Annotated in this window: 22 protein-coding genes; 19 read left to right on the top strand and 3 right to left on the bottom strand. The window is 66.2% G+C overall.

Going from position 1 to position 25,567, the window contains the following annotated elements; all coding sequences use genetic code 11:
- On the bottom strand, positions 1–529 hold a 529-nt coding region (locus tag TX88_RS02335; protein WP_162563064.1), incomplete at its 3' end, for a pirin family protein.
- Between the two features lie 44 nt (positions 530–573).
- Here TX88_RS02335 and TX88_RS02340 point away from each other — a divergent pair.
- Entirely contained in the window at positions 574–840 is a 267-nt protein-coding gene (locus TX88_RS02340) for a DivIVA domain-containing protein (RefSeq protein WP_044514378.1), read from the top strand.
- Positions 841–1,072: 232 nt separating this feature from the next.
- Here TX88_RS02340 and TX88_RS02345 read toward each other — a convergent pair whose 3' ends face one another.
- Positions 1,073–1,366: a WhiB family transcriptional regulator gene (locus TX88_RS02345; RefSeq protein WP_044514379.1), complete on the bottom strand. Its 294-nt coding sequence runs from the start codon at positions 1,364–1,366 to the stop codon at positions 1,073–1,075.
- 388 nt (positions 1,367–1,754) lie between these two features.
- On the opposite strand from TX88_RS02345, the gene TX88_RS02350 reads away from it, so the two are divergent.
- Positions 1,755–2,537, top strand: coding sequence for a hypothetical protein (locus TX88_RS02350; protein WP_044514381.1), 783 nt, complete (start codon positions 1,755–1,757; stop codon positions 2,535–2,537).
- A 10-nt stretch (positions 2,538–2,547) separates the two neighbouring features.
- Here the strand turns inward: TX88_RS02350 and TX88_RS02355 are convergent, their stop codons facing one another.
- Entirely contained in the window at positions 2,548–4,050 is a 1,503-nt protein-coding gene (locus TX88_RS02355; protein WP_044514382.1) for a MinD/ParA family ATP-binding protein, read from the bottom strand.
- A gap of 391 nt (positions 4,051–4,441) precedes the next feature.
- Here TX88_RS02355 and TX88_RS02360 point away from each other — a divergent pair, with 391 nt between their 5' ends.
- The 17 genes from TX88_RS02360 to TX88_RS34830 all read left to right on the top strand — a co-directional run bounded on the left by TX88_RS02360 (position 4,442) and on the right by TX88_RS34830 (position 25,491).
- Positions 4,442–6,001 (top strand): EspA/EspE family type VII secretion system effector, encoded by a 1,560-nt coding sequence (locus TX88_RS02360; protein WP_044514384.1) that lies wholly within the window; start codon positions 4,442–4,444, stop codon positions 5,999–6,001.
- A gap of 31 nt (positions 6,002–6,032) precedes the next feature.
- Complete coding sequence (locus TX88_RS02365) at positions 6,033–6,344, top strand: ESX-1 secretion-associated protein (RefSeq protein WP_044514385.1); 312 nt, start codon at positions 6,033–6,035, stop codon at positions 6,342–6,344.
- Positions 6,345–6,359: 15 nt separating this feature from the next.
- Positions 6,360–7,208 carry an ESX secretion-associated protein EspG gene (locus tag TX88_RS02370; protein ID WP_044514387.1) on the top strand — a complete coding sequence of 283 codons (849 nt, stop codon included), beginning with the start codon at positions 6,360–6,362 and terminating at the stop codon, positions 7,206–7,208.
- 14 nt (positions 7,209–7,222) lie between these two features.
- Entirely contained in the window at positions 7,223–7,789 is a 567-nt protein-coding gene (locus TX88_RS02375) for a hypothetical protein (protein ID WP_044514389.1), read from the top strand.
- A complete protein-coding gene (gene eccA, locus TX88_RS02380; protein ID WP_044519019.1) occupies positions 7,782–9,506 on the top strand; it encodes a type VII secretion AAA-ATPase EccA in 1,725 nt (574 codons plus the stop codon). Before TX88_RS02375 ends, eccA begins: the two co-directional genes overlap by 8 nt.
- Positions 9,507–9,508: 2 nt before the next feature.
- A complete protein-coding gene (gene eccB, locus TX88_RS02385; protein WP_044514390.1) occupies positions 9,509–10,951 on the top strand; it encodes a type VII secretion protein EccB in 1,443 nt (480 codons plus the stop codon).
- Positions 10,948–13,176 carry a type VII secretion protein EccCa gene (gene eccCa, locus TX88_RS02390; RefSeq protein ID WP_044514391.1) on the top strand — a complete coding sequence of 743 codons (2,229 nt, stop codon included), beginning with the start codon at positions 10,948–10,950 and terminating at the stop codon, positions 13,174–13,176. The genes eccB and eccCa overlap by 4 nt, the downstream gene beginning before the upstream one ends.
- Positions 13,177–13,178: 2 nt before the next feature.
- Positions 13,179–14,930 (top strand): type VII secretion protein EccCb, encoded by a 1,752-nt coding sequence (eccCb, locus tag TX88_RS02395; RefSeq protein WP_044514393.1) that lies wholly within the window; start codon positions 13,179–13,181, stop codon positions 14,928–14,930.
- A 180-nt stretch (positions 14,931–15,110) separates the two neighbouring features.
- A complete protein-coding gene (locus tag TX88_RS02400; RefSeq protein ID WP_044514394.1) occupies positions 15,111–15,404 on the top strand; it encodes a PE family protein in 294 nt (97 codons plus the stop codon).
- 41 nt (positions 15,405–15,445) lie between these two features.
- Positions 15,446–16,771, top strand: a complete 1,326-nt coding sequence (locus TX88_RS02405) for a PPE family protein (protein ID WP_044514396.1) — start codon at positions 15,446–15,448, stop codon at positions 16,769–16,771.
- Between the two features lie 91 nt (positions 16,772–16,862).
- The gene (locus tag TX88_RS02410; RefSeq protein WP_044514397.1) at positions 16,863–17,165 is read left to right on the top strand and encodes a WXG100 family type VII secretion target; all 303 of its coding nucleotides are present in this window, start codon (positions 16,863–16,865) and stop codon (positions 17,163–17,165) included.
- Positions 17,166–17,196: 31 nt separating this feature from the next.
- On the top strand, positions 17,197–17,484 hold the full coding sequence (locus TX88_RS02415) for a WXG100 family type VII secretion target (protein WP_044514399.1): 288 nt from the start codon (positions 17,197–17,199) through the stop codon (positions 17,482–17,484).
- Between the two features lie 131 nt (positions 17,485–17,615).
- Positions 17,616–19,046, top strand: a complete 1,431-nt coding sequence (locus TX88_RS02420) for a MinD/ParA family ATP-binding protein (protein WP_044514400.1) — start codon at positions 17,616–17,618, stop codon at positions 19,044–19,046.
- Positions 19,043–20,575 carry a type VII secretion integral membrane protein EccD gene (gene eccD / locus TX88_RS02425; RefSeq protein WP_084621764.1) on the top strand — a complete coding sequence of 511 codons (1,533 nt, stop codon included), beginning with the start codon at positions 19,043–19,045 and terminating at the stop codon, positions 20,573–20,575. Before TX88_RS02420 ends, eccD begins: the two co-directional genes overlap by 4 nt.
- A gap of 677 nt (positions 20,576–21,252) precedes the next feature.
- Positions 21,253–22,002: a hypothetical protein gene (locus tag TX88_RS02430; protein ID WP_244438319.1), complete on the top strand. Its 750-nt coding sequence runs from the start codon at positions 21,253–21,255 to the stop codon at positions 22,000–22,002.
- A gap of 262 nt (positions 22,003–22,264) precedes the next feature.
- Positions 22,265–23,212 carry an ESX-1 system-associated protein gene (locus TX88_RS33060; protein ID WP_244438321.1) on the top strand — a complete coding sequence of 316 codons (948 nt, stop codon included), beginning with the start codon at positions 22,265–22,267 and terminating at the stop codon, positions 23,210–23,212.
- Positions 23,209–25,491 (top strand): EspK C-terminal domain-containing protein, encoded by a 2,283-nt coding sequence (locus TX88_RS34830; protein ID WP_210741641.1) that lies wholly within the window; start codon positions 23,209–23,211, stop codon positions 25,489–25,491. Before TX88_RS33060 ends, TX88_RS34830 begins: the two co-directional genes overlap by 4 nt.
- Positions 25,492–25,567 lie beyond the last annotated feature (76 nt).

The raw sequence follows: 25,567 nt of genomic DNA on the forward strand, positions 1-25,567 counted from the left end.
ACTGCGAGTCGGCCAGCCGACCGAGGAACACCCGCAGTGTGGCGCCGTCGAGGACCTGCGGCGGCGGCGCGTAGTGCGCGAAGTCGCGGTCGGTGTCGCGGGCGGCGTCGGGCAGGGCCACCCACAGTTGCACGCCGTGCAGGATCGTCGTTTCCGCCGTCGAGACCTCCGAGTGGCAGATCCCGGCACCGGCGGTCATCAGGTTGAGCTCACCCGGCCGGACCATGGCATGGACTCCGGCGCTGTCCCGGTGTTCGATCAGGCCTTCGAAAAGCCAACTCACCGTTTGTAATCCGGTGTGGGGATGGGGCGGCACATCCATGCCTCTGCCGGCGGTTCGGACATCGTGGGGGCCGTAGTGGTCGGCGAAGCACCAGGCGCCGATCATGGACCGGTCCCGCTGCGGCAGGGTGCGACGGACGAGCATCGCGCGCGGCCCGCCCAGCGGCACCTCCCGCGGGTGCAGAACGCCGGTGAACTCCGAATTGGCGCAGGTGACTTCGGCGGGCGCCGTATCGGTATTGCTCATGAACCTCACGGTAACCGCGTTCGGGCGAACCCGACGCGATTAGCATGACCCGCATGACCGGGGGATTGACTGCCGAAGATGTTCGCAGCACCGAGTTTTCGAAGCCGCCGCTGGGCAAGCGGGGTTACGACAAGAAGTCGGTGGACGACTTTCTTGCGCTGGTCGCCCGGAGGCTCGACGGACGCGGGCACCTCGGTGCCGACGATGTCCGGAACATCGCGTTCCCCAGGCCGCCGTTGTTCCAGCGCGGCTACGCCGAGGACGATGTGGACGCCCTGCTCGATGCGGTGGTCGCCACGCTCGAGCAGTAGTCGAAAGAGAAGTTTGGGGACGGTGCCGTCACTGCGCCTCTCGGCGAGTGGTCGCTCGAAGCGACTGTTCTGGTGTGGGGCCCGGGGCAATGCCCGACACCGTCCCCGGGTGTAACGACACACCCCGGGCCCCTATTCCTCCCCCGATGGAAACCTGCCCCTGCCCTGCCGTCCCCTCGAATCGGCAGCGCAAGGGCCAGAAAAGATCTGGTGCTATGCGCGGGATCGAGGATCAGGCGGCTTCAGGGAAGACCAGGCCGAGCTTGCGCACCGGGTAGCCGTTGCGCTCGGCCAGCGAGCGCAGCTGCTTGAGCGCAAAGGTGCGGCCGCGGCCCGCCTCGGGAACCATGATCCCGGCCCAAAGTCCTTCGGCGCGGGGCAGTTCGCAGGCCTCGCGGGCACACAGCCAACGCCGCGGGCATTCGCGGCAGATGACCTTCGCCTGATCGTCGGGGGTGGAGGTCCACCGCTCCGGCTCACTGGTGCACACGCCGAGCGGGATGCCGTTGGCCATGAGTGCGTTCATGCTGCTGCTCCTGTTAGAGGACTTCTGTTGCGGTGTCTACCGCGTTGGGGGGAACGCTATAGCAAGAACCGTAGCGATGCAACAGTTTGGTTGGAACCGCAGCGGTGCAACGCTACGGAAATTTGCATTGGTAACGATGGCGAATCACCTGGGGAAAGTCGCTTTGGATCTAAAACCGCACGTCAGAACACCGATGGGTACCTTCATGTACCCGTAGCAGCTGTACGGTTCGTCCGGCGGAGAAGCCGTAGCATCGGGGTTGTTTGCTACAAATACAAAAAACCCAAGGTGTAGCGGTGCTTCGGTCTGGGGTTAGGATTGACGGGTCCCGGCAACCGCTTCAGCACTTCGGCTGAGGCTGAGCACATCGGCGAGGAAACAGCCCCGTATGACCGACGCTGAGTACGATCTCGCCACGGGCGAGTTCGATGTCGGACTCATCCGCGCTGGTGCTGCAGCCGCCGCCAGGCGCCGCGAGCTCGACATCAGCCAGCGCAGCCTCGCCGCCGACGGGATCATCAACGCCGGAGCCCTCATCGCGTTCGAGAAGGGTCGCAGCTGGCCCCGCGAACGCACCCGGCTCAAGCTCGAAGAGGTGTTGCGCTGGCCGCCGGGGACCATCGCCCGGCTGCGCCAGGGCGGGCCGGTGCCAGATCCGACGATGCCTCCGCCGGCACCCGTGGAACCGCCGACCGTCGTCACCGCACAACCGCCGTTGACGACCACGCCGCCGGCCAGTGAAGAGGTACCGCTGATCGCCCAGGCGGTCCTGACAGCGGTCAGCACTCTGGAGTCGACAATCGCCACGTTGCCCAAAGTGGGCGAACCCGAGTTCACGCCGCGGGTTACGTCAGTGCTGGCTGACCTGCGTCAGCTCGAGGCGGTGGCTGCCCGCGCCGCGCGGCTCAGCATGGTGACTCCCGCGCTGATCAAGGCGCTGAGCGCGGTGCGGCGCCAGATCGATGAGCTGACCACCCTCGCGGCCACCGCGCCCGGGGCGACCCTCGGGCAGCGCCTCTATGCCGCTCGTCGGCAGGCCAATCTGACGATCGGTGAGACCGCAACGGCTGCAGGCGTTTCCGAGGACACCGTGGCCCGCGCCGAGGCCGAATATCCCATCGACGCCCCCGCAGTCCATGCCCTGGAGGGACTCATCGGCGCGATGCGCTGATCGGCTCCGGCTAGCGGTCCCGCCGCTCGTCGTGGGTCGGGAAGTGCTCGGCCAGGGCCGCGGCGATCTCCAGGAATCGGCGCCGGGTCGGTGTCGACATCTCCCGCGGATCGACGACGCCACCGGGGCGGAGGTGTCCGTCGAACGGCACCTCGATCACGCGCTGACCCTGCCCTGAGAACTGTCCGGCCAAGATCGAACGCGTCCGCTTGTCGGCGTGGCCGTCGGAGTCGTTGAGCACCACGACGGTGCGTTGCAGCAAGTCCGTCATCTCGTGGGCGGCAAGCCAATCCAGCGTCTGGCCGGCCGTTGCGGCGCCGTCCACCCATGGCGAGGACACCACGATCAAGCCGTCGAGGTCGCGCAGCACCTCCTGCGTCACCGGCGAGTCCATCGTCGAGCTGCAGTCCACCACCGAGATGGAGAAGTGTCTGTCGAGTCGAGTCGTCGCCTCGCGGTAGATCGCCGCGTCGAGCACCCGGCGTCGGGCCGGAGTGCCCTCGCCGGCCAGGACGAACAGCCCGGCGGCGTTGGTGCCGACCCTGCTGCGCACGTCGGCGAAAGAGTCAAGGTGCTTGTCGTTGGCGAGTTCCCAGTACGAGCTCTGGGCCTGAGGGTCGACGCGGCTGCCGAGCTTGCCGAAGGACGTGTCGGCGTCGATGGCCACCACGCGGTCGTCCTGACGCAGCTGCGCGAAGATCGATCCGACGCTGGCCGAGACGGTGGTCTTGCCGACCCCGCCCTTGCCCATGACCCCGACCTTGTAGTGGCCTCGCAGGAGGCCCTTGATCTTGGCCTCGAGCTCGGCCTGTCGAAGGTCTTCGGGCGACGGGCCGGGATTGACCAGGCCGAACGTCGCCCGGTACACGAACAGTCGCCAACCACTGCCCGGCGGTTGACGCTTGGGCGGCACCAGGTCGTTGACCCGGATGCGATCGGCGTACGAGCCCGTCGGCAGCGGGGGTACGGCCGGTGCAACCGCACCGGGATCCTGGGCGAATCCGCCTTCGGCGGGCCAGGGCTGACCAGGTGGCGGCCCATAGGGATGCTGCGGCGGACCCCCGGGGCCGGGCGGCCGCTGCGACGGAAGCTGCCAGCCCGGGGGGTGCTGCTCCCATACGTCGGTCCGCGCATCCGGCTGGCCCATGTTCGGTGGTGCCTGGTTCGGAGGAGCCTGACGGGCGTCATGCGGAGGTTGGGGTGGTGCCGGCGGCGGAGGTGGAGGCGGAGCCTGCTGCTGCGGCGGGGCCGGCGGTGCGGGAGGCGCCTCCCGGAATGTGGTGCGGGCGCGCTCGGCGTCGGGGTCGGTCGGAACGCCCTGCGAGGGCCCGGAGTCGTCGGGATCGGTGGTCTCCGGTGCCTTCGACGGAACGAAATTGACCGGGGGACGGCCGGGTATCGACGGTGGCTCGGGCGGTTTCCGGCGGGTGGGGCGGGTATCGGGTTCGAAGTGCGATTCCTCCGGACCCGTCCAGCCGAGCTCTCTACGCAAGGTGTCGTCTGGGTCGGGCACGCCTGAATCTCCTCCGGAACTCACACAAGGGAACTTTGACCGTGCTCAAGTATCGACTACAACCCGTCCGGCTTGCACGATCCGTCCGCAATCGGCCGGAAATTACGAGATAGCAAATTCGTTCGGCAAACGTCGGGACTGGGCAGGACGGCGGTTGAATGCGTCGGGGAGACACCGAGAACCACCCCGGAATCGCCACACCGCGCAGGCCACCCGCGCACGGTGCGCACTCATCGGCGCGTCCCGCAGAAAACGCTCCCTCAGCTGCGATAAATAGTGGTCGGAGGGAGTTCCCCGACCTTGGGGCGGGTGCCCTTCCCCGGCCGAAATTGGTGTGCTGACCGGGTCAGATGCGCTGGTAATCTCTGTTCCGGCGAAGGGGACACGGGGCATGGGACTGCTGGGGGATATTGCCGATTTCGGCAAAGGCGTGATCGAGAACAATCTGAAGTGGACCGAGCGCGCCGCCAAGGTCGGCGAGTTCATCGCTCGCAACACAGTCGGTGCCGAACTCGACCAGGCTGCCAAGTTCGGCGGCCAGATCGCCGATCTCAGCCAGAAGACCGCCAACTTCTTCGCCTCGCAGATCGGCCGGCGGCTGATCAGAACGGCTCGGTCGCCCATCCTGGCCGCCGGTCAGCAGACCATCGAGTCGATGAAGCACAGTACCGGGGTCGGCGATCCGGAGAACGGACAACGTTTCGGTCAGGGGGCGGACAAGGTGAGCGCGGTCGGGCAGGTGCTCGCGTCGGCGTTCCCGGACGACAGTTGGAACAGCGGTGGCGCCAGCGCCTACGCCATCCGCAACACCGAGCAGGTCGGCCGGGCTCAGACGATGCTCGGGTTGGACAACATGGTGGCCGGGGTGTTGTCCGCCGAGGCCGGCCAGATCGCGGCCGCCCGCGACAGCCTCGACGGACATTCCGACTGGCTCGGCGCGATGAGCCTGCTGACCACGAGCGCCGGAATCATTCCGGGCTTCGGAACGGCGGCTCAGCTGTCAGCCGAATTCGCGATGGTGGCCAAGGCCGTCGGCGACTCGAGCGGCGATCTGAGAACCCTGCGCGGACATGTCGATCAGAACGCGGCCGTATTGCGCACCGCGGTAACGCAATACGAGACCCTGGCCGGCGGAGCCACTCCCAGCGGTGCGGAGTTCGCGCCTCCGGTCGACGACCCTCAGGAGCGAGAGGCCCCGGGAGATCCCGGGGCCACGACACCGGGTGCCTCGGCAGAGGGTTCGACCGGCGGCGGCGGAGGAGTGCCGGCTGGTGGCGGCGGTGGCACGCCCACGGGCTCGTCGGGGCCGGTATCGGCGCCTGCGATGCCGTCGCCGGCGGCGGCGGGGGCCTCCCCGTCCTCGGCCATGACGGCCGATGCCGCGGGCGCCCTCGGCGGGATTCTGGGCTCATTGGTCAGCCCGATCGGCGGGATTCTCGGCGGTGTGTTGCAGGCCGCCGGGCAGGCGGCGCAGGCAGCGGCCCAGGGCGGGACCCAGGCGGCACAGATGGCCGGTCAGGCGGCCGGGCACCCGGGGAACGGCGGCGCTGACAACGCCCAGCTCGACGAGGCGTCGGGAACTGCCGGCTCCGACACGGACGACCGCGATGGCGAAGACCGTGAGGACCGGGACGGCCGCGAGAAGGATGACGAGAAGGACGAGGACGAGAAGGCGGGCGAAGGTACGGACGGGCTCGAGGAGGGCCAGGCAGGAGGCCCGCCCGCCGCGGATTCTGCGGGTGCGGCGGCCGATCCGCTGGGCGCCGGCGTAGATGACGGGGCCGCCAAGACATTGCCGCCTGACCTGGAAGCCACGGCTGCCGGCGGCGGCGCGGTGGGTCCGGCTCCGGTGCATGTCGGGGCGGATTTCGAGCAGGGCCAGCTGCATATGGCAGCGGCGGCTACATTAGATCGCGGTGTACCCGGATCTGCGGCCGTGATCGACAGGTAAGAATCCGGGGACAGGGATCGAGGGGAATTTCATGGCGGGTGATTTGCGGGTTGCCACCGCTCATTTGTACGAGCTATCGGCCAAACAAGGTCAGGCTGCGACCAGCCTGACCATGGCTACGGGAGTGGTCGACGGTGTCGCCGCCTCGGTGCGCGTCACGCACGGACCGATTTCGTCGTCGACGGCCGCGGCTGTCGAGGCCGCGCTCGATGCGCGCCGCGCTGCCGGAACCGGGATGGCCAACGTGTCGCAGGACCTCGGGGACAAGCTCACGCGCGCCGCGGGTGGGTACGACCGGACGGATTCGACGTTCGCCGGCGCCCTCCGTGGAACCGTTCGGTAGCGGCGGAGCGAACCCATGACCAATCCGTACAGCGCCGACGCGAATACGCAGGCGATCGACGATGTCGTCGGCGCCGAATTGACCATCGACGGGATCCTGGTGGTCGCCGACAGGCTGGGCCTGGCCGATTTCCCGCCTTCGATGGGAATCCGGCTGAACATTCCGCAACCCGACCTGCGCAAGACGGTGTGGGAACAAGTCGAGCGGGACCTCATGGCCCAGGGTGTGCTGGACGTCTTCGGGACGCCGCACCCCGAAGTGGCGGCCATGCTCGACACCTTGAGCCGGCCCGATCGCACGTTGGAGGGCCGCTGGTGGCGCCGCGACGTGGGCGGGAAGATGATCCGGTTTGTGGTGTGCCGCAAGGGTGGTCGGCACGTGGTCGCCGCCCGTGACAACGACATGCTGGTGCTGCAGCGGGTGGCCGCGCAAGTGGGTCTGGCCGGCATGGTGATGACCGTGCTCGGGGAAGGGATGCCGGCCAGCGTGGAGCCGTTGACCGGTGTCGCGGCGACCCTGGCCAACTGCCGGACCGCCGACGAGCTGACCGGTTACGGGATTCCGCCGACCTCGGCCCGGGTGTACGCGAACATCATCTCCGAGCCCGAGAGCTGGGTGGAACTCGTGGTGTCCGAGCGGAATCCCGGCGGCACCACCGCTCAGGTCGACGTCGCCGCGGGTGTGCTCGATTCCAAGCTGGGACGCATCGTGTCCATCCCGCGCCGGGTGAACGGGGAGCTCTACGGCAGCTTCCTGACCGGCACCAAGGACAACCTGCAACGCGCCCTGGATGGGTTGATCGAATTCTTGCCCTCGGGTTCGTGGTTCGAAAAGTCTGAACCGGATCGCTCCTACCTGCACTGAAAGAGGCCGCCACGGTGGGTGACTTTCCGCCACATCATCCGGACGACGATGACGACTACGACAATCTCTCGGCGCTCGATTTCTCATACCCGGACGACGGATCGGACGCCGCGGGGCTCGATGCGCTCGGGACGTACGGCGACGACGGCGTTGTGTTCGGCGATGTCGCATCCGGCGCCGCGGAAGACGACGACGTATCCGGCGGCGGGTACCTGGATGGCTCCGTCAACGAGGACGAGAACCTTGCCGTGCCGCTGTTCGCTGTCACCAATCCGCCCGAAACCGTCACGGTGACGGCGTTCATGGACGGCCGGGTGCAGCGGATCGAGTTGGCACCCAACGTCACGCATCTGACCGAACGGGATCTCGCCGAGGAGATCCTGGTGATCGCGGGTTTGGCCGCTCAACAGGCCAAGTCCGCCCAGTACTCGTTCATGCTCGCGGGAATGCGCGAGCACGGACACGACGACGCGGCGACCCGCGACTTTCTGACCCGCGACCTGGATCTGCTCACGCCCGAGCAAGCCGATGATGCTCGGGCCCAGGTCTTTTCGACTCGCTATGGAGGCGATCATGGTTGACCACCTCGCTGGGATGTTCGGCTCGGCAGTCGGGATGCTGAGCAGTTCTCCGGCGCGTTCGCTCGAGATATTCACTGAGATCACCAACTACGACGAATCCGCGTGTGACGCGTGGGTGGGGCGGATCCGCTGCGGTGATACCGATCGGGTCACGCTGTTTCGAGCCTGGTATTCACGCTCGAACTTCGGTCAGCTGGCCGGTACCGCCGAGATCTCGATGAACAGTGTCGGCGCGCGGATCCCGATCGGCGGCATCTATGGGAAGGACATCTCCTACCCGATCAACTCACCGCTGGCGATCACCCTGGGTTTCGCCGTGCAGGAGGCGAACGAGGGGAATTACGCCGACGCGATGGAGGCGTTGGAAGACGCCCCGGCCGCTGGGTCCGATCATCTGGTGGCCTGGGTCAAGGCCGTGATCTATGGTGCGGCGCAACGCTGGACGGATGTGATCGACCAGGTGCGCGGCGCCGAGCAATGGCCGGACAACTTCCTCGCCTCGGCGGCTGGGGTGGCGCACGGCGTCGCGGCGGCCAACCTGGGGCTGTTCACCGAGGCGGATCGACGCCTCACCGCCGCGGACGGTACGCCGGCAGGGGCGGCTTGCTCACGCGCCATCGCCTGGTTTCTGGCGATGGCACGGCGCAACCAGGGCAACGAGGAGTCGGCCCAGGTTCTCCTGGAATGGTTGCAGGCGAACTTCCCTGAGCCTAAAGTCACTGCAGCGCTGCGGGATCCGGCTTACCGGCTGGAAACCACGACTGCCGAGAAGATCGCTGCCCGCACCGATCCATGGGATCCCTCCAGTGTGGTGGCCGATACCTCGGCGCGCGACAAGCTGCTGGCCGAGGCGCAGGCCGAACTCGACCGGCAGATCGGTCTGGGCCGGGTCAAGGAGCAGATCGAGGCCTACCGGGCGGCAACCCAGATGGCCAGAATCCGTGCCGCGCGCGGCATGAAGGTGGCCCAGACTTCCAAGCACATGATCTTCGCGGGTCCGCCCGGTACGGGTAAGACCACGATCGCGCGTGTGGTGGCCAACATCCTGGCCGGTCTCGGGGTCATCGCGGAGCCGAAGCTGATCGAAACCTCGCGTAAGGATTTCGTCGCCGAGTACGAAGGCCAGTCGGCGGTGAAGACGGCCAAGACGATCGACCGCGCGCTGGGTGGCGTGCTGTTCATCGACGAGGCCTACACCCTGGTGCAGGAGCGCGACGGCCGCGCCGACCCGTTCGGCACCGAGGCGCTGGACACCTTGCTGGCCCGGATGGAGAACGACCGCGACCGGTTGGTGGTGATCATCGCCGGGTACAGCAACGACATCGACCGTCTGCTGGAGACCAACGACGGCCTGCGTTCGCGTTTCGCGACCCGCATCGAATTCGACTCGTACTCGCCCGACGACATCGTCGATATCACCAAAGTCATTGCCAAGGCGAATGATTCGCAGCTCGACGACACCGCGGCCAAGCGGGTGCACGAGGCGGCGAGCCTGCTGAGCCAGCGCACCCTCAACGGCAAGCCGGCACTGGACATCGCCGGTAACGGACGCTACGCCCGGCAGCTGGTGGAGGCCGGTGAGCAGAACCGCGACATGCGGCTGGCCCGGTCGCTCGACTTCGAGAACCTGGGTGTCGATCAGCTCAGTGAGGTCAACGGAGAAGACATGGCGGCGGCGATCGCGGCGGTTCACAGCCGCCTGAGCATCGGCGAATAGAGATGGCAGGGTTCCGGCTCACCACCAAGGTCCAGGTCAGCGGCTGGCGTTTTCTGCTGCGCCGCGTCGAGCACGCGATCGTGCGCCGGGATACCCGGATGTTCGACGATCCGCTGCAGTTCTACAGCCGTGCGGTGTTCGCCGGCGTTGTGGTCTCGGTGCTGATCTGTCTCGGCGCGGCGTTGATGGCGTACTTCAAGCCGCTGGGCAAGCAGGGCAGCGATCAGTTGTTGGTGGACCGCACCACCAATCAGCTCTATGTGATGTTGCCCGGAAGCAACCTGCTGCGGCCGGTGTACAACCTGACCTCGGCCCGGTTGGCCCTCGGTAATTCCGGCACCCCGTCCGCCGTCAAGTCCGAGGAGCTCAACCGGTTGCCCAAAGGCCAGCCGATCGGGATTCCGGGTGCGCCGTATGCCACGCCGACGGGCGTGCCCGCATCGCGCTGGACCCTGTGCGACACCGTGGCCAAGCCCGACAGCTCGGCGCCCAAGGTCGAAGCCTCGATCCTGATCCGCTCGCTGGCAACGGATCTCGCGGTCGGTCCGATGAGCCCGAACCAGGGCATGTTGGTGAACTTCGAGGGCGGTAATTGGCTGGTGACCGCCGAGGGCCGGCACAGTATCGACCTGTCCGATCGAGCGGTGAGCTCCGCGGTGGGCATCCCGGTCACCGCGAAGGCCACACCGGTTTCCGAAGGCCTGTTCAACGCGCTGGCCAACATGGGCCCGTGGCAGCTGCCCGCGATCCCGGCCGCCGGCGCCCCGAATACCGTGGGGCTGCCGGAGAATCTGGTGATCGGTTCGGTCTTCCAGACGGCCACCGAATCGGATCCGCAGCATTATGTGGTGCTGCCGGACGGCGTGGCCCGCGTCAACCCCACCACCGCTGCGGCATTGCGCGCCACCAACTCCTACGGGCTGTTGCAGCCGCCGTCGGTCGAGGCCAGCGCGGTCTCCAAGATCACCGAGCAGGTCTATGTCTCGCCGTTGCCGGACAAGCCGCTCGAGGTGCTGCTGCGCCAGGACTCACCCGTGCTGTGCTGGGCCTGGCAGCGTGAACCGGGCGATCAGGCGCCGAAGACCACCGTCATCGCCGGCCGCCGGCTACCGATTCCGTCGTCGGCCGTTGGCACCGGGATCGACCAGATCGGCGGCGACGCAACGGTGTACATCGAAGGCGGCCAGTTCGTCCGGCTGCAGTCACCGGATCCTAGGGTGGGCGAGAGCCTGTATTACATCGACCCGCAAGGGGTGAGGTACGGCATCGCGAATGACGATGCCGCGAAGAATCTGGGCTTGTCCGGTTCGGTGAACGCACCGTGGCAGGTCGTCGGGCTGCTGGTGGAGGGCCCGGTGTTGTCGAAGGACGCGGCGCTGCTTGAGCACGACACGCTGCCTGCCGACCCACATCCGCGCAAAGTCGAAAGCAAGCAAGGCTCATGACGACGAAGAAGTTCACCCCCACGATCAAGCGGGGGCCGCGGCTGACACCGGGCGAGATCAATGTCGCCGCACCGGATGACCTCGGGATCGAGATCCCGCCCTCGGGCATGCAGAAGGCCATGCCCTGGGTCATGGGTGGCTGCATGATCGGCATGATCGCGATCATGATCTTCACCGGGGTGCGTCAGCTGTCCCCGTACATGCTGATGATGCCGCTGATGATGATCATGGGCACAGTCGGTTTCATGTCGGGCGGTGGTCAGGGCGGCAAGCGGGTGCCCGAGATCAACGCCGACCGTAAGGAATACCTGCGGTACCTGGCCGGCCTGCGCACCCGGGTGACGTCATCGGCGTCGGCTCAGGTGGCGTTCTTCGGTTACCACGCACCGCATCCCGACGATCTGTTGTCGATCATCGGCACGCACCGGCAGTGGTCCCGTCAGGCCAACTCGGACTTCTACGCCGCCACCCGGATCGGCATCGGCGCCGAGATCGCGGTGGACCGGCTGCTCAAGCCGAACACCAGTGGCGAGTTGGCCGGCCCGCAGGGCGCGCCGCAGCCGCACCTGGAGCCGGTCAGCCACATGTGGGTGACCAAGTTCCTGCGCACCCACGGCCTGATCCAGGATTGCCCGAAACTTGTTCAGCTGCGGACGTTTCCGACCATCGCCGTCGGTGGCGACACCGACGGCGCCTCGGCGCTGCTGACCGCGATGATCTGCCATCTGGCGGTGTTCCATCCGCCGGACCTGTTGCAGATCCGGGTGCTCACCGACAACCCCGAGGATCCGAACTGGTCGTGGCTCAAGTGGCTGCCACACGTCCAGCATCAGACCGACACCGACGCGGCCGGGCCCACCCGTTTGGTCTACACCCGCCCCGACGGCCTGAGCGACCTCACTGCGCGCGGCCCGCACAGCGCCGACGCCGCGCCCGGCGGCCCCTACGTGATCGTCGTGGATCTGACCGGTGGCAAGGCCGGTTTCCCGGTCGACGGCCGGGCCGGCGTCACCGTGCTCACCCTGGGTAACCACCGCGGTTCGGCCTACCGGCTGCGGGTCGACGCGGACGGGACGGCGGACGACAAGCTGCCGAACCAGAACTACCGCGAGGTGACGCGGATCGTGGACCGGATGACCCCGGCGCAGGCCGGCCGGATCGCCCGCAAGCTGGCCGGCTGGTCGATCACCGGGACGATCATCGACAAGAACGTCCGGGTGCAGAAGAAGGTCTCCAAGGAATGGCACCACCTGGTGGGCGCCAAGTCGGTGGAAGAGGTGACCCCGGCGCGTTGGCGGATGTTCACCGACACCGATCGGGACCGGCTCAAGATCCCGTTCGGCCACGAACTCAAGTCCGGCGAGGTCATGAAGCTGGACATCAAGGAGGGCGCCGAGTTCGGTGCCGGCCCGCACGGCATGCTCATCGGTACCACCGGCTCGGGTAAGTCAGAGTTTCTGCGGACCATGATCCTGTCGCTGGTGGCCACCCACCACCCCGACCAGATCAACCTGCTGCTCACCGACTTCAAGGGCGGTTCGACCTTCCTGGGTATGGAGAAGCTGCCGCACACCGCGGCCGTCGTCACCAACATGGAAGAGGAAGCCGAGCTCGTCGGACGTATGGGCGAGGTGCTCACCGGTGAACTCGACCGGCGTCAGCAGATCCTGCGTCAGGCCGGTATGCAGGTGGGCGCCGCGGGTGCGCTGTCCGGTGTGGCCGAGTACGAGAAGCACCGCGAGCGCGGCGCCGACCTTCCGCCGCTCCCGACGCTGTTCGTGGTGGTCGACGAGTTCGCCGAGCTCCTGCAGAACCACCCGGACTTCATCCAGCTGTTCGACCGGATCTGCCGCGTCGGTCGCTCGCTGCGCGTGCACCTGCTGCTGGCCACCCAGTCGCTGAACACCGGCGGTGTCCGGATCGACAAGCTCGAGCCTAACCTGACGTACCGAATTGCGTTGCGTACCACCAGCTCCTCTGAGTCCAAGGCGGTGATCGGTACGCCGGAGGCGCAGTACATCACCAACAAGGAGAGCGGCGTCGGGTTCCTGCGGGTGGGCATGGAGGACCCGGTGAAGTTCAGCACCCTCTACACCGGCGCCAACTATGTGCCCGAGGTGGAGGACTCCGCGGACGGTGAGGCCAGGCCTCGGGAGAAGCGGCAGTCCCGGGTGCGGATTCACCAGTTCACGACGACACCGATCTTCGATACGGCGGTGAGCTAGCCATGACTACAGGCGCCGAACCCAGGATCTTGCGCGAGGTGGTCCTCGGGCAGTTGGGCACCGGTGAGAGCCGTGCCTACAAGATGTGGCTACCGCCGCTGACGGATCCAACTCCGGTCAACGAACTGATCGAGCGCGACTACCAGCGGCAGCCCCTGCGCTTCCCCCTGGGAATCATGGACGAGCCGCGCAGGCACCGCCAGGACATCTGGGGCGTCGACGTGTCGGCGGCCGGCGGCAACATCGCGATCGGCGGTGCACCGCAGACCGGGAAGTCGACCTTCCTGCAGACGCTGATGCTGTCGGCCGCGGCCACCCACACGCCGCGGCAGGTGCAGTTCTACTGCATCGACCTCGGCGGTGGTGGCCTGATGTACATGGAGGACCTGCCACACGTCGGCGGCGTGGCCACCCGTGCCGAGCCGGACCGGGTCAACCGGGTGGTGGCCGAGGTCAAAGCGGTTTTGAGGGCCCGTGAGCAGGTGTTCAAGCAGTACCGGGTGGGCTCGATCTCGTCCTACCGCGAGATGCGGGACGATCCGAACAACCCGGCTGCACAGGATCCGTTCGGCGACGTCTTCCTGGTGATCGACGGCTGGCCGGCCTTCGTGGCCGAGTTCCCCGATCTGGAACCGGCCGTGCAGGATCTCGCCGGTCAGGGCCTGGCCTACGGCGTGCACGTCATCATCTCCACCCCGCGCTGGACCGAGCTCAAGTCACGTGTGCGTGACTACCTGGGCACGAAGATCGAGTTCCGGCTGGGCGATGTGAATGAGACCCAGATCGACCGGATCACCCGGGATATCCCGGCGAACCGGCCGGGACGTGCCGTTTCGCTCGAGAAACATCACCTGCTGATCGGGGTACCTCGGCTGGACGGCGTCCACAGCGCGGCCAACATCGTCGACGCGATCTCGGCCGGTGTGCAGGAAGTGGCCTCGCGCTACACCGATCAGGCGCCGCAGGTGCGGGTGCTGCCGGATCGGATCTACCTGCATCAGCTCGACCCGAATCCGCCGGGACCCGACGCCGATTACCGGACCCGCTGGCAGGTGCCGCTGGGGGTGCGCGAGTCCGATCTCACGGTTGCCTACAACCAGATGAACATGACGCCGCACCTGCTGATCTTCGGTGCCCCGAAGTCCGGTAAGACCACCATCGCGCACGCAGTCGCGAAGGCGATCTGCAGTCGCAACAGTCCCGACCAGGTGCGGTTCATGCTGGCCGACTACCGGTCGGGCCTGCTCGACGCGGTGCCGGAGTCGCATCTGCTGGCGGCCGGCGCGATCAACCGGAACAGCGCTTCGTTGGAGGAGTCGATCAAGGCGCTGGCCGTCAATCTGAAGAAGCGGCTGCCGCCGCCCGACCTGACCACCGCGCAGCTGCGGGCGAGGTCGTGGTGGAGCGGTCCGGACATCGTGCTGCTGGTCGACGACTGGCACATGATCACCGCCGCCGCGGGCATGATGTCGCCGATGGCGCCCCTGGCGCCGCTGCTTCCCGCGGCGGCCGATATCGGCCTGCACGTCATCGTGGCGTGCCAGATGAGCCTGGCGCACCGGTCGACGATGGACAAGTTCGTGGGCGCCGCCTACGGTGCGGGTTCGCCGACTCTGTTCCTCTCCGGCGAGAAGAACGACTTCCCGTCGCGGGAGATCATCGTCAAGAAAAGGCCGCCTGGCCAGGCATTTATGGTCGGGCCGGACGGCAAGGAAGTCATCCAGGCGGCCTACGTCGATCCACCGGCGGAATAAGTGTTCTCAGCACCCCGAAAGGGCAGTTAGTATTTGAACAGCGCACTCAGCAACGCTGGCGGCGGCCCGTCAGCAAAGGGATCGGGGGACAGATTCCTTGACGACTTGGCAAACTCTCTGCCAAGTCGCCTATGAGTGCTTGTCCCTGGTTATTTGCAATCGAAACAGGGGAGCAAGCAAATGCAACCGATGATGCACAACCCGGGCGCCGAAGGCGTTGCGGCACAGGTGATCGCAAACGCGGCCCGTGGTCTGGCCGGCGGCACCACCGCTACTGCGGCGGTCACCGCGCTGGTTCCGGCCGGCGCTGACGAGGTCTCGGCACTGGCTGCCATGGCCTTCGCCAGCGAGGGTGTCGAGGCTCTTGCGGCGAACTCGTTCGCCCAGGAGGAGCTGACCCGGGCGGGCGCGGCGTACCAGGAGATCGCGGGCATCTACAACGCGGTCGACGCGGCTCAGGCCACCACGCTCTAGCAAGCCGTAGGCAAATTCGTCAGAGATAGGGTCATCCAGTCATGGTTGCGGTACCACCCGTTCCACCGACATGGTTCGCGCTGCCTCCAGAGATCAACACCGCCCGCTTGATGGTCGGCGCCGGACCGGTGCCGATGCTCCAGGCGGCAACGGGTTGGGAGGGTCTCGCGATCCTGCTGGAAACCCAGGCTGACGAACTTGCCGGGGCGCTGAGCAACCTGACCTCGGTGTGGAGCGGCACGGCCAGTGAGCGTGCGGTCTCCGCAACCATGCCGATGATCATCTGGCTGCGGACGATGGTGCTGCAGGCGCAGAAGCGGGCCTTGCAGGCCGGCGCTCAGGCAAGTTCGTACACCCTGGCTCTGACGACCACTCCGCCCATTCCGGAGATCGAACAGAACCACGTCACTCACGGAGTCCTGGAAGCCACCAACTTCCTCGGCATCAACACGATGCCGATCGGGCTCAATGAGATGGACTACTTCGTCCGGATGTGGAACCAGGCAGCCGGGGCGATGGAGGCGTACCACGCCGAAACCACCATCAACCTGCTGTTCGAGCCGATCGTGCCGATGATGCCGATCGTGCTGCCGGGGATCGGTGAGACGACCGCGGCAGCGGCACTCGCAGCGACGGCTCCGCGGACCGCCGAGGGTGTCGCCCGCAACATGACGGTCGAAGGGATCAGCGCCCTATCCACGTTCTCGTCGATGAAACTGCTTGCCGGCAACGCCGCCGCGCAGGCAAATCACGCCGAGCAGCGGGCGGTCGGCGCGGCGAGCAAGGGCGAGAACGCCGGGCAGCAGGAAAAGGATCCGAACGAGAAGAACCCGATGCAGCAGGGCATGCAGATGGCCATGCAGATGGGGCAGCAGGCCGGGCAACTCGCGGGGCAGATCCCGCAGATGCTCCAGTCTCAGATGCAGACCTTCACGCAACCGCTGCAGCAGGTGACCCAGATGGTCAGCCAGTTCTCGAGCATGGGCGGCAGCCAGTCGGGCATGCAGTCCGGGCTGATGGGCGCGATGCCCTTCTCGAGCCATCCGCTGGCCGGGGGCACGGGCCCGAGTTCGGGAGCCGGCCTGGTGCGCGCGGCGTCGTTGCCGGGCGCGCTCGGATCTCCGCCGCGCACCGCGTTGTTGTCCAACATGTTGGGTATCAGTGGGGAGGCGAAGCCGGCGTTCGGTGGAGCCTCGGGTGCAGCGGGTCCGATGGCGCCGGTGGGTAGCGGCGCCGGCGGTGGCAGCGGTGCACCGGTGCACGCTGCCAAGAACAAGGAAGAGCAGAGCGGTGGGACGAAGGACGGATTGATCGCACCGACCGCCCTCACGTACGACCAAACGGAAGACGCGGACGACGACTGGTAGTCGTCCACCACAAGACTTTCCGGCCACCCGGCCGGAGGACTCGCCAAATCTCCAACTGGTGAGGACAAAGGAAAAATAAGGGGAATCCAACATGGCACAGATGAATACAGATGCCGCCGTCCTCGCCAAGGAGGCTGCTAATTTCGAGCGCATCTCCGGTGAGCTCAAGAGCGTCATCGCACAGGTCGAGTCGACCGGTGGCACCTTGGCGGCTCAGATGCAGGGCCAGGCCGGCACCGCCGCTCAGGCCGCTCTGCTTCGGTTCCACGAGGCTGCTGACAAGCAGATCCAGGAACTGAACGAGATCTCGACCAACATCCACACCTCGGGTACCCAGTACTCGAGCACCGACGACGATCAGGCCGGCAACCTGGCCTCGTCGATGCAGATCTGACCTAGCTGACCTCAAGAACGGAGACAAAGACATGACAGAACAGGTTTGGAATTTCGCCGGTATCGAAGGCGGCGCATCCGAGATCCAGGGTGCCGTCGGCACCACCGCCGGCCTGCTGGACGAGGGCAAGGGCTCGCTCGCTTCGCTGGCCTCGGCGTGGGGCGGCTCGGGTTCCGAGGCCTACCAGGCCGTTCAGACCCGCTGGGACAGCACCGCCAACGAGCTGAACCAGGCGCTGCAGAATCTCGCCCAGACGATCAGCGAGGCGGGACAGACCATGTCCCAGACCGAAGCCGGCGTCACGGGAATGTTTGCCTGACACGGCGCGGCATCAAGCATGCTTCTGGTGGGCGGGTACTCGGTCTATCTGGTGATAGCCCGAACCCGCCCACCACTTGTGCTTGGGTGTAAAGATCTAGCCATCTGTACTTGACTATCTGAGGGGTCCCCATGTCGGCCGACTATGACCGGCTCTTCCACTCGTCTGAACCGGGTAAACCGGTCGACGACGCCACTGCAATCGTGGACAGAGATGCCATTCTGAAGGCCGCCGCGGCCGCGTCGCCACCGCCGCCGGTCCCGGTCGGGGAAACCAGTTCCACGGACGTACCCGTGGCCCCCACGGCAGCCACCCAGACTCAGGCGGCCGCGCAGCCGCGGCACGCGGAGGCCGCACCGCAGATGCCTGCGCCGATGCCGCAGCCGCCGGCGAGCGCGCCGCAGTGGCCGCAGAACTCGATGCTGCGGGCTCCGCAGCAACAGCAGTTCGGCCAGGGCGCACGTCACGAGCAGGCGCGCCCCCTGCCCGGTCCGGCCGCGCGCGTTGCGCCGGGTCCGGCTCCTTCGCAGTTCGCCGATCTCGATCCCGAGGTCAGTGGCCAGTGGCGCGCCGGGCAGGCGATCCCCAGCCCAGCCGCGCCCGGCCCCACCTCGGCCGCCTCGATGGGCAACCACCGCGCGATCGATGCGCTCTCACACGTCGGGGTGAAGACCGGTGTGAAGATGCCGTCCCAGCGGGGATGGCGGCACTGGCTGTACCTGACGACGCGGATCAACCTGGGCCTGTCGCCGGATGAGGTCTACGAACTTGATCTACACAGCCGGATCCGGCGGAATGCCCGTGATTCCTACCAGATCGGCGTATTCGGACTGAAGGGCGGCGTCGGTAAGACCGCTGTCACCGTTGCACTGGGATCGGCGATGGCCAAGGTCCGTGGTGACCGCATCCTGGCCATCGACGCCGACCCCGACGGCGGCAACCTGGCCGACCGGGCCGGACGCCAGTCCGCGGCGACGATCTCCGACCTGCTCGCCGACCAGGAACTGTCCCGCTACAACGACATTCGTGCGTACACGAGCATGAACGGGTCGAACCTCGAGGTGCTGTCCTCGGAGGACTACAGCGGAGCCCAGCGCGAGTTCAACGACGACGACTGGAAGGGCGCCACCTCTGTGGTGTCGCGCTACTACAACCTCGTCCTCGCAGACTGCGGTGCCGGATTGTTCCAGAAGGCTTCCCGCGGCGTGCTTTCCAGCGTGTCCGGGATGGTCATCGTGGCCAGCGCCTCGATCGACGGCGCCCGGCAGGCCGCCATCACGATGGACTGGTTGCGCCAGAACGGTTACCAGGATCTGCTCGGCCGGTCTTGCGTCGTCATCAACCACGTCACACCCGGTAAGCCCAACGTCGACGTCGAGGACCTGGTGCAGCAGTTCGAGCGCCACGTGCCCCCGGGCCGTGTCATCGTGCTGCCGTGGGACAAGCACATCGCCGCGGGCACCGAGATTCAGCTCGAGCTGCTCAGCGATACGTTCCAGCGCCGCATCACCGAGCTGGCGGCTGCCCTGTCGGACGATTTCGACAGGCTTGAACGACGTTGACCGCGACCGCAGCTACCGCTGACACGTCGAGCGCGACGCCCAATAGGCCGTCCACCACCAGGGTCACCATCCTCACCGGTAAGCGGATGACGGATCTGGTCCTGCCGGCCGCCGCGGCTATCGAGACCTACATCGATGAAACGGTGAGTGTGCTGGGCGAATTGCTCGAGGACACTCCGAAGGACACCCTCGCGGGTTTCGACTTCTCCGAGCAGGGCATGTGGGCGTTCGCGCGCCCGGGTGCGCCGCCGCTGAAGGCCGACGAATCCCTGGACGACGCCGGGGTGGTCGACGGATCATTGCTGACGCTCGTGTCGGTCAGCCGCACCGAGCGGTACCGCCCGCTGGTCGAGGACGTGATCGACGCGATCGCCGTGCTCGACGAGTCACCGATTTTCGACCGCACTGCACTGAATCGCTTTGTCGGCCTGGCTATCCCCGTGGTCGCCGGGGCCATCACCGTGATGTCCCTGGTGTCCTGGAACGGGGCTGGCCAGGGCTGGTGGTGGGCGTTGGCGCTGGCGTTGTTCGGCCTGGGCCTGCTGGGCGGGAGCCTCGCGGCGCAGAGTCGCTACCAGAACCTGGATATGGCCGAGAGCCTGCTGCTGGCCGCGACGATCGTGTTGGGCGGTGCTGCCGCGCTGGCCGTGCCATTGCCCTACGACGCGGATTCCCTTGGCGCGCCACAGGTTGCCGGTGCCGGCGCGGTGGTGCTGTTGTTGACGTTGGCCACCCGCGGTGGACCGCGCCGTCGTGCCGACGTCGCCTCCTTCATCGCCGTCTTGGCGATCGCGATCACCGGGGCGGCAATCGCCGTCGGGTACGGCGGGGGCGCCTGGGTGCCGGCGGGTGCCATCGCCTTCGGATTGATCGTGGTGACCAACGCCGCGAAACTCACTGTCGCTGTTGCCCGTATCGCCCTGCCGCCGATTCCGGCGCCCGGTGAGACGGTGTCCAACGACGAGCTGCTCGATCCGGTCATCACACCGGACGAAGTGGACGAGGCATCACCCACGTGGAAGGCGATCATCGCCTCGGTGCCCGAATCGGCTGCGCGACTGCAAGAGCGCAGCTTGCTGACCCGCCAGCTGTTGATCGGCTTCCTGTCGGCTGGCTCGCTGGTGCTCTCGGTCGGCGCGATTGCGGTTGTGGTGCAGGGACACTTCTTCGTCCACAGCATGATCGTGGCCGTATTGGTGGCTGTGATCTGTGGCTTCCGATCGCGGTTGTACGCCGAGCGGTGGTGCTCCTGGTCGCTGCTCGCGGCGGCCATCGCCGTGCCCACTGGTGTGATGGTCCGTCTGTGCCTGTGGAATCCGGGCAGCGCCTGGTTGGTGCTGGCGATCTACACCGCACTCGGTCTGGTCGCCGTCATCGCGGTCGGCGCGACTGACGGCGTGCGCCGGGTGTCGCCCGTGACCAAGCGGATCCTGGAACTGTCCGACGGTGCGGCCATTGCGGCGGTGATCCCGCTGCTGCTGTGGATTGCCGGGGTGTACGACCTGCTGCGAAACCTGCGGTTGCACTGACGCTTACGGGTGGCCGGCCTCGCCGGCTAGAACAGCGTGGTTCAGGTCGGGAGCGCGAAACCCATGCTTCCCAACCTGACACGCGGTCATCCCATGATCAACGGCAGCACATGACATCGGTCCATCGAGTTGAACACCTGTGGCCGGTGGGCACGGCACACACGTTGGGCTGAGACACCGACGTGGGAAGTTTGGGTGCGCGACGCGGTCGCGGGCTCGCGGAGCATCACCCGCAATCTCCCGAGGTATCACCCCGGCCAAAGGTGACCTGCGAGGCCGCTGATCGACGGTAGCCGCCCAAATTTTGCGCAATCGGGGTGGTCGGGGCTCAGGTAGTCTTTTGCTGAGCTATTTGGTGGAGGGGACCACAGTATGGGCGTGTCTGGGCTGGTGAGCCGGGGCTCGCGCGGTGCCCGAATGTTCGTAGAAGCGGCCAACCCGGTGCCGTTACGGAAGAACAGTTCGGTCGGAAAGCGCTGCTTGGTGAGACCGGTGGGCTCTGTGCTGACGCGCACTCTTCGCATCATTCCGGTGTCGGTGAAGCCAACTGCTACTCGTGGCAGAAACTCTGGCGGAGTTTGGGACGTGGATACGGTTGGTGTGCCGGGTGATTGGGGATACCGATGAGTGGTGAGTTGAGGGTTAGTCCGGCCGAGCTGCGGAGCCACGGTGCGTCGATGGAATCCCATGCCGGTGCCATACCGGAGCCTCCGCAGCGGTACACGACGGAGGGCACCGATCCGATGTCGCAAGCGTTGGCCACCAAGACCCAGAGTGTCGAAGAAGCGTTCATCAACGGTGTAGGCCAGACCAAGGCTGATGCGCAGGCCACGGCCCGGAGCATTCAAGCCGCTGCCGACAAGTATGAGAAATCCGACCAGGACATTGCCGGGCAGGTTGAGGGAGCGACGGCGGGGCTCGGCAGTGCTGCCGGCGGCGCATCGAGCGGATCGGGCACAGGCATAGGCACCGGTGGTGGTAGCCAGGGCCTGGAACAGTTGCAGCAACTGGCTCAGATGCCGATGCAGATGGCCCAAACGGCCGCCCAGGTTCCGATGCAAATGGCTCAGATGGCCGGCCAGGTCCCGCAGGCAGTGATGCAGGGTGTGCAGCAGATCGGCCAGATGACCGGTGGCATGGGTCAGAACGCTGACTCCGCGTCCGGCAAGCCCGGCACCGGGCAGCCTGGCGCCGACAAATCAGGTGAGCGTGACGAGCGCGAAAAGCGCGACGATGATCACGACGCGCAGGCGCAGTCGTCTGAGGGCGCTGCCGCAGAGTCCGCGCCAGTCGAGCGTGCGCCGGTGTCTGCGCCGTCTGCGCCCCAGACCTCCCCTGCGCCCGGAGCGTCCGCGCCGGAAGCGCCGTCACCGCCCGCCGGGACGGCGCCGCGGCGAGCGCCGTCTGATCCTGCAATTGTGTTGTGACCGTATCCGTGACTGAGTCAAAGGTGTGCCGATGAGTCTGCCTCCCCCGCCGGGTTCGTATGGGCATCAACCGCCTACGGGTGGTCAGCCCGGTGGTGGTGCGCCGCAACCGTGGTCGCAGCAGCCTTATCCCGGTGGGCCGTCCGGTCCTCCGCCTTCAGGTCCGCCGCCGTGGGGTCCGCAACAACAGTGGGCGGGCGGGCCACCGCCGCCCAGCGGTGGCGGTAAGGCGAAATGGATCCTCGGCGGCCTAGCCGCCATCTTGGCCATCGCGCTGGTGGTTGTCATTACCGTGCTCGTTGTCCGACCTGACGGTGGCGGGAATGGTCCGTCGAATACCGGAACAAACAGTTCTGGCTCCGAATTCGCCAGTGCCAACGACACCGCACCTGCGAACATCATCACGGAAGACCCGACTTGTGAGGCGTGGGTCAAGTTGTCCCGCGATTATGCAGACAGCACCAAGACGATTCGTTGGGCCGATCGGGATTCTTCTATACCCGCAAGTGCGTGGACTCCTGACCAGCGAGCCATGTTCGAGGCAGCGGGCAGGGCGATGACTCGAGCTGCGGACCAGACCGTAAATTTGGTGAAGCGAACACCTCACAGGACTATGCGCGAACTCTACGAGCAGTTCATCGCCTATACGCGTGATTTCGTCAAGCGCATACCGTCCTACGCCGCAAAAGATGACAACGTGGTCGCCGTCGCTAACGCGATAGGCAACGGTCTAAACAACGTGTGTTCGGCGATCTCTTTCGGATCAGCGCCACCGGTTGCCCCGCTGATCGCTGAACCAGGTCCGCCGTCGAAGATATCTCCGTTGGGTGATCCAAAGGCGCCAGCGCTGTTCTTGAACACGGTAAATAGTGAATGCACCGGATGGTCCTCAATGGTAGCGAAGTTCAGCAAAGATACTGAGGCTTGGCTTACTGTAGACGCAAAGATCCCGGCGACGGAATGGACCTCAGAACAGAAGGCAATTAATGATGCCGTAATTCCAATAATGGAAGCTAATGCTGATGAATTGGAACGGTTGGGTCGAGCAAGCGGGAATCCCACATTCGAGGACATCGCTATCCTTGCGGCACAGTACCAACGCGCCTATGTCACCGCACTGCCCGGATACACCGCGCCCGACGGATTTCTGGCGCAGTCTGCATCGTTCATGGTTATGACCATTGATTGGGCTTGCAAGGCTGCATCATGATCGGTCAAGGAATTGAAGCAGATGACAGGCCGAAAGGCGACTATACACATCGTATGGTTCGTGACGGGGGGTGGCCGGAGACGCACGAGTCAACGTTTGTTGGCCGCAGCACCCAATTAGGCGGCATTCGCAACGATCTAACTCGGGCTAAAGAAGGGTGGCAGTCCGGCCAGTCGTACCTCAAGAGCGAAAATACGTGGGCGGGAGTTTCTGCAACCGCCGCCAACGTCAAGGTCGATACTCACACGAAGGCCATGGAAGCACACGAGCGCCAGCTGACGACAGCCGCAACGTGGTGCGACGAAGCCGCCGGACTAATTGGCCAAGTCAAGGACACGATTCGCGGGACGATAAAGACAGCGCTCGAAGTCATCAATGACACACTTCAAGATGAGAACAGCGCAGAAGGGGCGATCGGAAGAATCCAGGACCACGCTAATGAGTGGAACAAAGCCGCTGTTTTGTGGGGTGCGGCTAAGGCCAGCGGCAAGGAAGGCGTGTCCGATGAGCCGCCGGCGCCTAAAAAGGGAGACTTCGAACGGGCGAAGGAAGATCCGAAAGAAGAGGACGCGGAAGATGGGTCCGGCGAGGGCAGTCCGTTGTCAGCTCTCACGAAGGTCAGCCGGGACAGCAAACCGCCCGAGATCACGCCGCCGGCCGAACGTGAGCGGCCGGTCGCCAATCTGGTTGATCCCGGCAAGGTTAGCCCGGGTGCAGGTCGTCCAGCCGATGTGACGGCCCCGGCCGATTCCGATCCGTCAGTCGACCAATTGGTTGATCCAGGCAAAGTTCAGCCAGGAGGTGGTCCTTCAACTTTTGTGGCGCCACCTGCGCAGTCAGGCGTTCCACCCAAAGGGCAGCCCCCCGCCAATCCCGGTAAGACGCCGATATCCGCTGGGGGGCCCACCCCTTCGCCGCCATCGATCTCACCTCCGTCACCCGCAGGCGGCGGTTCGCCGAATCTGCAGGGCGGCGGAGGCCCCTCAGGTGCTGGCGGAGGCGCTCCCAGCCCTCTGAGCAGCAGTGGCTCGTCCGGCCTGAGCGGTCTGGAACAAGCCGCGAACGCGTCGCAGGCGGCGGGCCAAGGACCGGCTGGCCAAGCTCCAGTAAATCCGTTGCAGGAGTTCGCAAAGGGCTTCGCTGATTCGGCCAACACCCCAGTTCACGCTGCTTCATCTGGTGGTGCGCCGCCGTTGGCGCCGTCACCTGCGGTGCCGGCCAGCGATGCGATGGCGCCGGCCAGTACGTCGGCGCCACTGTCGCAGGCGGGTGCGCCGGCATCCGCGGCCCCTGTTCAATCTCCGTCGCCAGGTGGCTCGATGGGCGGTATGGGCATGGGTGGCGGGATGCCGATGGGTGCGCCGCCGCTGGGCCCGCCGCCGACAGCGCCTCCCGCTGCACCGGTACCTCCAGCGGCCGCTCCGCCTCCTGCGGTCACGCCGGCTGCGAATGTCGCTGGCGGTGCGCAGGTCGCACCGATCCCGGTGTCCGCAGCGCGCGCCCAGCGCGACGCTGCCCAGGACGCGGCCAAGCGGTCGGGATCGGATCCACTCGTCTTGGCGCGCAGGATCGCGGCGGCACTCAACGCCCCCGACATGGTCGACGAAGAGGACTTCATCTTCTTCTGGATCACGGCGGTCACCGTGGACGGAAAGATCGTCGTCGCCAACAATTACGGCCTGGCCTTCATCCCTGAGCAGGTGCAGTTGCCAGAGCACGTAGCGATGGCCACGGCGGACGAGTCGATTCCGCCCGCTGAGCGCGCGAGCTGGGTGACTCACCCGGTCGTGGCGGTGCAGCGTTGGGCCCAGCACCACGACATGAAGCTGCGCGCCGTGATCGCGACCGAGGACCAGTTCAAGAACTCGGATGCAGGCGTACACCAGGAAGTACTGACGCCCGAGGACATCCCGGCCAAGGGCCAGATGGCTGGTCGCGACCGCCTGAAGGTGATTGCCCCACAGATTGCCTCCCGGTTGGCGCAGATCAGTGACGGCGATCTGGTGAAGATCCTTCCGCCGGCACCGGTCGATACGAATCCGCCCGAAGACCGACGGCTCGACTTGTGGGACGCAGTGTGGCAGCCACTTTGCAGCGGCGCGTCCAACCGCGGTCAGGTGCACCTGCAGGCGTTTCTCGAGTACGCGTCCCACGCCCAGGAGTGGGCTGTTTATGAGGCGCATGCCGCTGGGGATGGACCTGAGCAACGCCGGGCTGTCGCCGACTTCATCTACTGGCAGCACATCGGGCAGTTGGTTGCCGACGCGATGGCGGAGTAAGCGTGACGGTCGGGGGACGGAACACAGCAAAGCTGTGCAGAGCAGAAACGGAAGCGGCAAGGCTCAAAGAAAGAGC

The organism is Mycolicibacterium septicum DSM 44393 (genome assembly GCF_000455325.1).
In the GTDB taxonomy this organism is placed as follows: domain Bacteria; phylum Actinomycetota; class Actinomycetes; order Mycobacteriales; family Mycobacteriaceae; genus Mycobacterium; species Mycobacterium septicum.

Excerpts from the sequence above, each read along its gene's own strand:
- TX88_RS02370 (WP_044514387.1), top strand. The coding sequence starts at position 6,360 with ATGACCAATCCGTACAGCGCCGACGCGAATACGCAGGCGATCGACGAT.
- eccCb (WP_044514393.1), top strand. The coding sequence starts at position 13,179 with ATGACTACAGGCGCCGAACCCAGGATCTTGCGCGAGGTGGTCCTCGGG.
- TX88_RS34830 (WP_210741641.1), top strand. The coding sequence starts at position 23,209 with ATGATCGGTCAAGGAATTGAAGCAGATGACAGGCCGAAAGGCGACTAT.
- TX88_RS02360 (WP_044514384.1), top strand. The coding sequence starts at position 4,442 with ATGGGACTGCTGGGGGATATTGCCGATTTCGGCAAAGGCGTGATCGAG.
- TX88_RS02345 (WP_044514379.1), bottom strand. The coding sequence starts at position 1,366 with ATGAACGCACTCATGGCCAACGGCATCCCGCTCGGCGTGTGCACCAGT.
- TX88_RS02410 (WP_044514397.1), top strand. The coding sequence starts at position 16,863 with ATGGCACAGATGAATACAGATGCCGCCGTCCTCGCCAAGGAGGCTGCT.
- TX88_RS02365 (WP_044514385.1), top strand. The coding sequence starts at position 6,033 with ATGGCGGGTGATTTGCGGGTTGCCACCGCTCATTTGTACGAGCTATCG.
- eccB (WP_044514390.1), top strand. The coding sequence starts at position 9,509 with ATGGCAGGGTTCCGGCTCACCACCAAGGTCCAGGTCAGCGGCTGGCGT.
- TX88_RS02400 (WP_044514394.1), top strand. The coding sequence starts at position 15,111 with ATGCAACCGATGATGCACAACCCGGGCGCCGAAGGCGTTGCGGCACAG.
- TX88_RS02420 (WP_044514400.1), top strand. The coding sequence starts at position 17,616 with ATGTCGGCCGACTATGACCGGCTCTTCCACTCGTCTGAACCGGGTAAA.
- TX88_RS02430 (WP_244438319.1), top strand. The coding sequence starts at position 21,253 with ATGGAATCCCATGCCGGTGCCATACCGGAGCCTCCGCAGCGGTACACG.
- TX88_RS02350 (WP_044514381.1), top strand. The coding sequence starts at position 1,755 with ATGACCGACGCTGAGTACGATCTCGCCACGGGCGAGTTCGATGTCGGA.
- eccA (WP_044519019.1), top strand. The coding sequence starts at position 7,782 with ATGGTTGACCACCTCGCTGGGATGTTCGGCTCGGCAGTCGGGATGCTG.
- TX88_RS02415 (WP_044514399.1), top strand. The coding sequence starts at position 17,197 with ATGACAGAACAGGTTTGGAATTTCGCCGGTATCGAAGGCGGCGCATCC.
- TX88_RS02405 (WP_044514396.1), top strand. The coding sequence starts at position 15,446 with ATGGTTGCGGTACCACCCGTTCCACCGACATGGTTCGCGCTGCCTCCA.
- TX88_RS02340 (WP_044514378.1), top strand. The coding sequence starts at position 574 with ATGACCCGCATGACCGGGGGATTGACTGCCGAAGATGTTCGCAGCACC.
- eccCa (WP_044514391.1), top strand. The coding sequence starts at position 10,948 with ATGACGACGAAGAAGTTCACCCCCACGATCAAGCGGGGGCCGCGGCTG.